The sequence below is a fragment of the Fusibacter sp. genome, from assembly GCF_057447755.1.
Map to the genome: position 1 here is coordinate 1 of NZ_JBVBZF010000148.1, position 8322 is coordinate 8322.

Annotated in this window: 7 protein-coding genes; all 7 read left to right on the plus strand. The window is 35.8% G+C overall.

All coding sequences use genetic code 11. From position 1 onward, the window contains the following. Positions 1 to 1173: methyl-accepting chemotaxis protein (locus AC220I_RS14310; protein WP_486724531.1), on the plus strand; the 1173-nt coding region annotated here is incomplete at its 5' end. Between the two features lie 38 nt (positions 1174 to 1211). Continuing rightward, the gene (locus AC220I_RS14315) at positions 1212 to 1544 is read left to right on the plus strand and encodes a CGGC domain-containing protein (protein WP_486724532.1); all 333 of its coding nucleotides are present in this window, start codon (positions 1212 to 1214) and stop codon (positions 1542 to 1544) included. 34 nt (positions 1545 to 1578) lie between these two features. Continuing rightward, positions 1579 to 2145 (plus strand): pyridoxamine 5'-phosphate oxidase family protein, encoded by a 567-nt coding sequence (locus AC220I_RS14320; protein WP_486724533.1) that lies wholly within the window; start codon positions 1579 to 1581, stop codon positions 2143 to 2145. Positions 2146 to 2260: 115 nt separating this feature from the next. Continuing rightward, on the plus strand, positions 2261 to 3634 hold the full coding sequence (locus AC220I_RS14325; protein WP_486724534.1) for a recombinase family protein: 1374 nt from the start codon (positions 2261 to 2263) through the stop codon (positions 3632 to 3634). A gap of 851 nt (positions 3635 to 4485) precedes the next feature. Further along, the gene (locus AC220I_RS14330; RefSeq protein ID WP_486724535.1) at positions 4486 to 5469 is read left to right on the plus strand and encodes an Abi family protein; all 984 of its coding nucleotides are present in this window, start codon (positions 4486 to 4488) and stop codon (positions 5467 to 5469) included. Between the two features lie 408 nt (positions 5470 to 5877). Next, on the plus strand, positions 5878 to 6081 hold the full coding sequence (locus tag AC220I_RS14335) for a helix-turn-helix domain-containing protein (RefSeq protein ID WP_486724536.1): 204 nt from the start codon (positions 5878 to 5880) through the stop codon (positions 6079 to 6081). Between the two features lie 27 nt (positions 6082 to 6108). After that, on the plus strand, positions 6109 to 8322 hold a 2214-nt coding region (hsdR, locus tag AC220I_RS14340; RefSeq protein ID WP_486724537.1), incomplete at its 3' end, for an EcoAI/FtnUII family type I restriction enzme subunit R.

Here is an 8322-nt window from a genome sequence, read left to right on the forward strand (position 1 = left end):
AGTTCAAAGGTTGCTGCGGCTAAAGTGACTAATGGCATTCTCTTGGTAATTGCATTGTTTGTGGGTATTCTATCCTTCATGCTTTTAAATAAAGGAATACGAAATCCAATTAACGCCCTAATTGAAGACTTAAAAGATTTGTCAGAGGGAAATGGTGATTTAACCAAACGGATTGAAAGTAAAAGCAAAGATGAAACAGCCGAGATGATACACTATTTCAATAAATTTATTGGTAATATTCACGGTATCGTAAAAGAAATCTCAAAGATATCAATTGTCTTATCAGATAATATGAATGCCATAACAAATACAACCGAAGAACTTACAAAATCCACGGAAATGATTGCAATGTCATCTATGGACGTGGCAGAGGGTTCCGTACTTCAAAACACGAAGCTCGAAGAATTGAATTCCCTAGTGGAAAAGATTAAGCTGGATATTGAAAATGTTTCTCATAAAGCACTTCAGACGCTTAGATCATCTGAGAGATCTCAAGAATCTGTTCTTAATGGTGATCGACAAGTATCTACTCAATCAGATGAACTCGCTATGTTTGTGAATTCCATAAAGTCAGCTTCCAACACGGTAGAAGACTTAAATCAATCTTCTGAAGAAATTAAAGCAATTGTTGACCTGATTCACAGTATATCTTCACAGACAAACTTACTTGCCCTTAATGCATCTATTGAGGCTGCCAGAGCTGGAGAAGCAGGACGTGGCTTCGCTGTTGTAGCAGATGAGATAAGAAAATTAGCTGAAGAAACATCGGTATCAGCGAAAAAAATCAGTGAAATTGTTATGAGCATTGGCGATAAAACGATGAATGTAAAAACCTCAATGGATGAGTTAGTCGATAAAACAAAAATTCAAGAGCAGTCCATGGAGACATTGAAAATTGAGCTAAAAGAGATTTTAAATGTGTCGACAGTTACTTTGAATGAATCACAAGAAATAATGGGAATCTCAACTAAGGTAAATGATGAGTTTAATGTGATTACCCATTCGGCAAAAGATATTCAAGGAGTTGCGGTCCAAAACTCTGGCAATACTCAAGATGTTGCATCGGCAGTGGAAGAGCAAACAGCATCCTTTGAAGAAGTTTCCGCAAATATAAGTTCAATTAATGAAATGGCAGATGAGTTAACAAAAATTGTAGGCAAATTTAAAATATAATTTAGGAATACAATTTGATTTAAGTGAGGTATAAGAATATGAAAGTAGGCTTAATCAGGTGTATGCAAACAGAGGATATGTGTCCTGCGACCACTTGTTTTAAAGTAATGAACACAAAAAAGCTAGCCTTCGAAAACATTGAAGAGGACATTGAAGTTGTTGGTCTCACCACTTGTGGTGGATGTCCTGGAAAAAAGGCAGTTACTCGAGGTGCGGAGATGGTTAAAAGAGGAGCAGACACAATCGTTCTAGCATCGTGTATAACTAGAGGAAATCCAATAGGATTTGCTTGTCCTCACGCAGAGCAAATGATAGCAGCAATTGAAAAAAAGGTAGGAAATGAGATAAGAATCATTGACTATACACAATAGTATGTTGCTATTTTAAGGGGGCTGAATTGTTTAAATGAGAAGAAAAGATAGAGAGATGAATACAGAGTTCGCAAAACGAGTTATTGATCGATCACGCTACGGTGTGCTTTCAATTCTTGATACCGGAAGCGGTACGCCATATAGCATTCCGTTATCGATAGTTCGAGATGATGAGCTTCTGTACTTTCATTCGGCAAAAGAGGGAACAAAAGTCGATTTGTTCTCAGGCAATAATCAAGTTAAGATTGTCTTCGTTGGAGAGGTTCATGTACCGAATCTTTTTACAACATCTCAACTAGATGAAATGACTAAAAATGAAGAGAAAACGGTGCAACTGATTAGCAGTGTATTCACAACTGAGTTCGAGTCTGCAATTGTAGACGGTAAGATACAAGAAGTCTTGGATACAGATGAAAAGATACATGCTTTAAAACTCATTTGCCGTAAATATACACCTGATAAAATGGCCTATTTCCAGCATGCAATAGATTCAGGTGAAAAATATACTCGAGTTTATCGAATTACGATGGACGTGGTAAAAGCGAAACGTAAAAAATATGATTCGGAAGGCAACGAGATGAAATGGGGAAGATTGGAATAGGTCGTTTTTGCACTTGCGATTTTAAGACTGATCATACGAAAAAAAAGCACCTTCAAATTTCATATGCAATCTTATAAAATAAAATTTTAGTATTGAATATGAAAGAGGTGTGAAAATGAAAATTGAAAAGAACATTACAGTAATTCCGCCCGACCCCAAGTATGACTCACGTATTAGGATTGAGCACAAGACCTTAAACGTAGCAGCATACTGCAGGGTCAGTACAAGATTTGAGCAGCAGGAAAACAGCTATGAAGCTCAAATAGCTTATTACACAAGAAAAATCGGAATGAACAAAAGTTGGAGCTGTGCCGGTATCTATGCTGATGAAGGTAAGGCAGCCACTGGTACGAAATACCGTGATAGCTTTAATGATATGATTGAGGACTGTTATGCAGGCAAGATTGATTTGATTCTAACAAAATCGATAAGTCGCTTCGCGAGGAACACGGTGGACTGCTTAAGGATTATTCGTGAGTTAAAAGAAAGACAAATCCGAATTCTATTTGAAAAAGAGAACATTGATACGATGGACAGTACTGGTGAACTGCTTATAACTATATTGAGTAGCCAAGCACAAGAGGAAAGCCGTAACTTGAGCGAGAATACCAGATGGGGTATCGTTCGAAAGTTTGAGCAGGGAATCGTTCAGGTAAATCATAACAAGTTTATGGGATACACAAAGAATGCAGAAGGAAAATTGGTTATAGTCCCAGAAGAAGCGGATGTTATCAGGAAAATATTTGACTTATATGCTCAAGGGCTTGGTATCTATAAAATTGCAAAGACTCTTGAGGATGACGGAATAAAAACAGCAACAGGGTTGAGCAAATGGCACAGCAGTACAATTCACAAAATGCTACAATGTGAAAAATACATTGGTGATGCAATCCTCCAAAAGACGTATACGATTGATTTTTTAACAAAGAAGAAGGTCTTAAATAATGGTTATGTAAAGAAGTATTATGTTCGAAACAGCCATGAGCCAATAATCAGCAGGGAGCAGTTTTATCAAGTCCAAGAAGAGTTGAAAAGGAGAAGCTGTACAGGTATAAACATTAGAAAAAGATACAGCTCAGCTTATCCACTAAGTGGGATTATAATCTGCGGCAAATGTAATGGCATTTATACGAGGGTGACTTGGCAGAAGAAAAATGACAAAGTCTATGTCTGGCGATGCCGAGAACGGTTGAAAACTGGAGCTATTCATTGTAAACGATCAGCAACAGTAAAAGAATCAGAAATGATAAAATTATTGATTGAGCTATTTAATTCAATTTTAAAAACCGATTCTGCTGAGGCGACAGTGTACCTGCTTAAAACAAAGGCTGCCCTTAGGGTAAAGATTGAAGATAAAGGAGAATTTGAAGAAGTCGATATAACAAAGCAATTACTGAATACTGTGATTGATAGGATTGTGGTTGATGATGATAAAACTGTAACTGTTCACTTTAAGTCTGGATTAACAATGGAAAAGACTTTATCATGACAATTGAATAATTGTTCAGAATAAAGCTCTCAAACCACTATAAGTTTGAAAGTTTTATTGCGCACAATTTTTACTGACTGGTAAAGTTGTAGCAGCACTACAGTGTCTCGGCCAAAGATGATGCCACTTGATCTACTAAGAGCGAAGATTGGTTTCAAAAAAGCGGATTTAAAAGCTCCGTTTTTAAGAAAAATTACCCTCCGCCAAGGAACCAGTAGGTCTTGCGAGCATCAGAAATGTCGCCTCAAGGCACGTGGAGTGCGTAGTGGGACTACGGAAAAAGGACTAATGTCTGATGGGAGTCCGAAAGGGGACTTTTATAGAAAGCAGCTGCTGTTTAGTTTTAAGAAGCGGAATAAGCAAAGTGCTTATTGGACTGGAGTAGCAGGGAATAAAGTAAAATGTGACACAGGGCACACGACGGTGAATGTGTGGATTTGAAAACCTATAGAGTGAGGTGAGATTCAGTAGGCAGTGCGCGCCGAAATGTAAGTAGAATCCACCATGAAGTACGTGATATTATTAAAAGAAACTAAGTTTTGCTCTTAATGTTTTGAGAATGTAAGATTTTTATAAATGGCATGATTTTCATCATAATACAGAAAAAATCATGCTAAAATTAAGAAAAAAAAAGACTTGGCTAGTTAAATATGTTCCACCTCGTATAAAATACTTGACTGACTATAAAACGGACTGTATACTGAAAAAGGTACCTCGAGTGCACGAGCGTATAGTGACAAAACTTAAAATCTGTGCTATAATTAATGTATAGAAAGAGAGTTTTGGAATAATAATATAGTGATCATACTCCGGTGACCCAAGGGCCCGGGGTTTTTTATTTGGGGGATAATATGGACAAGATTTATAAAACGACGAATTCACAAATGAAGAAGCTACGTTCTAGGGGTCTTATTATCAGTGGCAGCAGGGCAAAGCGTATTATAGAAGTGGAGAACTATTATAATCTTATCAATGGCTATAAGGATTTGTTCTTAGATAAGTCTTATACTGGTCCAGATGAAAAGTATCTAGTTGGAACGAATTTTTTTGAAATCTATGCATTATATTTGTTTGATCGTGAGCTTAGAAATATTTTCATGAGATACATTTTGGAGATTGAAAACAATGTGAAAAGCGTTTTGTCACATGAGTTTTCTCGTAATTATGGACATGACAATTACTTGAAGATAGCTAATTTTGATACGATTTTGAAACCTCATGAATCTCATAAAACTCAAGCACAGAAAATTGGTGAAATCACAGAACTCATAACAAATCTACAAAAAGAAATATCAAGACAGCTTTCAAAAAATAATCCAATGATTTCACATAATATGCTTACATATGGGTATGTACCTTTATGGGTTTTAGTTAACACTCTTACCCTTGGAACAATCAGTACTTTTTATAGCTATATGGTGCAGAAAGATCAAAATCAGGTTGGAAAGAAGTTTGGTATTAAACCAGATGAATTGACTTCGATTTTATTTATACTTTCCATATATAGAAATGCTTGTGCTCATGATGAGCGGTTATACAGTTTAAAGTCAATAAATAAAAAAGGTCGTCCGAATATGATAAAATCAAATTCGATCCATTCAAAATTAGGTATTCCAAAAGATTCTAGCGGAAACTATACGTGTGGAAAAAATGATTTATTTGCAATAGTTATAGTTCTAAAGTTAATGCTTCCGAAAACTTCATTTAATAAATTTTACTTTTCTATCAAAAATGAAATAGACAAACTTGATAAGCAATTAAATACAATATCTATCATTGAAGTATTAAGTAAGATGGGATTTCCTAATAATTGGATTGACATTAAGAATATATAATTTATTTTGTCAATCAGATGGTAGCTATACAATTTTAGAATTAAATATTAGAATCGGTCACACAATCATTGTGTTGATTAAAAAAACTATGATGACTTTTATGCTCAAAACTATTTAAGATTTGAGTATAAGAGTCATTTCTTATTGAATGAATAATCATTTTATGAGAGATATCAACTTTTGACGGTACCGTTGAATACGTCGGTGATTTAGTAAAAGATAGTAGAAATATTAAACAGAAGACCATTTTTGTAATCCCACGAAAATGGTCTTCTGTCTATATATCGCCCAATTATGACTCTGGATATCACATCCATTTTCTAACGAAAACATGAGTATTTCTTTAATGTTTGTTATATCAGTGTTATAATGTAAATGGAAATTTACAGAAATAGCAAGGAGGGCCAAATGAAAATCAAGTATGATAGGCTATGGAAAATTCTGATTGATAAAAAAATGAATAAAACGGATTTGAAAAATCAATCAGGAATTACCTTCAATGTGTTGGCTCGACTTAGTAAAGGTCAGGCAGTTAATTTAGAGAGTTTATATAAAATCTGCAAATGTCTTAATTGCAATATTGGCGACATTATGGAATTTGAGTTTGAATAGAAAAAACTGATAGAAAGGATTGAGCTCATGGGGAAAAGAGATTTGTCTGAAGAGGATATCAAAGCAAGATATATTACGCCTGCAATAACTGATGCAGGGTGGGATATTAAAAAGCAAGTACGATTGGAATATGCATTTACAGCGGGTAGAATCATACTTCGCGGTAATATAACTGCAAGAGGTAAAAAGAAACGAGCAGATTATGTTCTGTTTTATAAGAACAATTTTCCAATAGCGGTTATTGAGGCAAAGGATAATAATCACGCTGTCGGTGCGGGCTTGCAACAAGCTATTACATACGCAAAAGCTTTAGATATAAATTATGTCTATGCGTCTAATGGGGATGGTTTCGTTGAGCAAAACCTTATTACAGGTGAAGTTAAAGAAATTAGCTTTGATGCGTTTCCGTCACCAGATACACTTTATAAAAGATATTTGAAAGATAAGAATGTAAATGAAACTGAGGAAAAGGTTCTTCTGGAACCATATTACTATGTGCCTAATTATAAAACCCCAAGGTACTATCAGCGTGTTGCAATTAATAGAGCTGTTGATGCTATAGCAAAGGGGCAAGAGCGTGTTTTGCTAGTTTGTGCAACGGGAACAGGCAAGACTTATATGTCGTTCCAGATTATATACAGGCTTTGGAAAGCTGGCGTCAAAAAGAAGATTCTGTTTTTAGCAGATAGAAATGTACTTGTCGATCAAACCATATCAGGTGATTTTAAGCCTTTTGGTGGGAAAATGACGAAGGTTGAAAATAAAAAGCTAGATAGTTCTTATGAAATATACCTTGCGCTTTATCAGCAATTATCTGGTGAAGAAGGCGAAGAAGCATACAAACAGTTTCAACCGAATTTCTTTGACCTTATCGTTATTGATGAGTGTCATAGAGGCAGTGCAAAGGAAGATTCAGCATGGAGAAAAATATTAGATTACTTTTCTTCAGCAACTCATTTTGGCTGTACGGCTACACCGATTGAAACCAAAGAAGCTTCAAGTCAGACTTATTTTGGCGAACCAATATATGAGTATTCTTTAAAACAAGGTATTGATGATGGATTTTTAGCACCTTATAAAGTCATCAGAGTTGGTTTAGATAAGGACTTAGAAGGCTATAGACCTGAAAATGGCAAAGTTGATAAGAATGGATATGTCATTGAAGATCGAGAATACAACATTAAGGATTTTGACAGATCGCTTGTTATTGAACAGAGAACCAAAGTAGTCGCTGCAAAGATAACTGAGTTTTTGAAGAAGACCAATCGATTCAGTAAGACGATTGTTTTTTGTATTGATATTGAACATGCTGAACGAATGCGACAGGCTCTAATTAACGAAAATAAAGACTTATATAAAGAAAATGAAAAATATATTATGCGCATTACAGGCGACAACGACGAGGGAAAGGCCCAACTTGAGTACTTTATTGATGAAGAAAGCACCTACCCTGTGATTGCAGTAACAAGCAAATTGATGACGACTGGTGTAGACGCTAAGATGTGTAAGCTGATTGTGCTTGAAAACAACATCAATAGCATGACAGAGTTTAAGCAAATAATTGGAAGAGGCACTCGACTTCTTGAAGAGTACGGGAAAACCTATTTCACAATTATGGATTTCAGAAATGCAAGCAGACTTTTTGCTGATCCTGCATTTGATGGCAAGCCTGAAGTGGTTATTGATTTAGGTAACGATGATCCAGTGGGTGAACCAGAAGCTGAGGATATAGACTATGCAGATGACGAAGACCCAAAAGGTAATGATGGAACAAGGGAAACTGAAGGCGGTTATACTGTAGGTGGGTCAGAAGGTTTTGATGACGAGGATAAGCCAAAGAAATATTATGTTGGTGATGTAACTGTAAAAGTACTTTCAGAAAGAGTTCAATACGTAGACAAAGACGGTAAGCTTATTACAGAGAGTTTGATCGATTATACGAAGAAAAATATCCTACAGCAATACGCTCGCCTTGATGATTTCCTCAACACATGGACAAAGGCTCAGAAAAAACAAGCGATTATTGATGAACTTAGAGATGAGGGCGTTTTACTTGATGCTGTAAAAGAAGAGCTTGGTATAACAGAGTTAGATGACTTCGATATTATCTGTCATTTAGCATATGATCGCCCACCCCTTACGAAGGCTGAGCGAGTAAATAATGTTAAGAAGAGGCACTACTTGTTTAAGTACTCCGAGCTTGCACAACAAGTATTAGAAACACTTTTGGAAAAATATGCA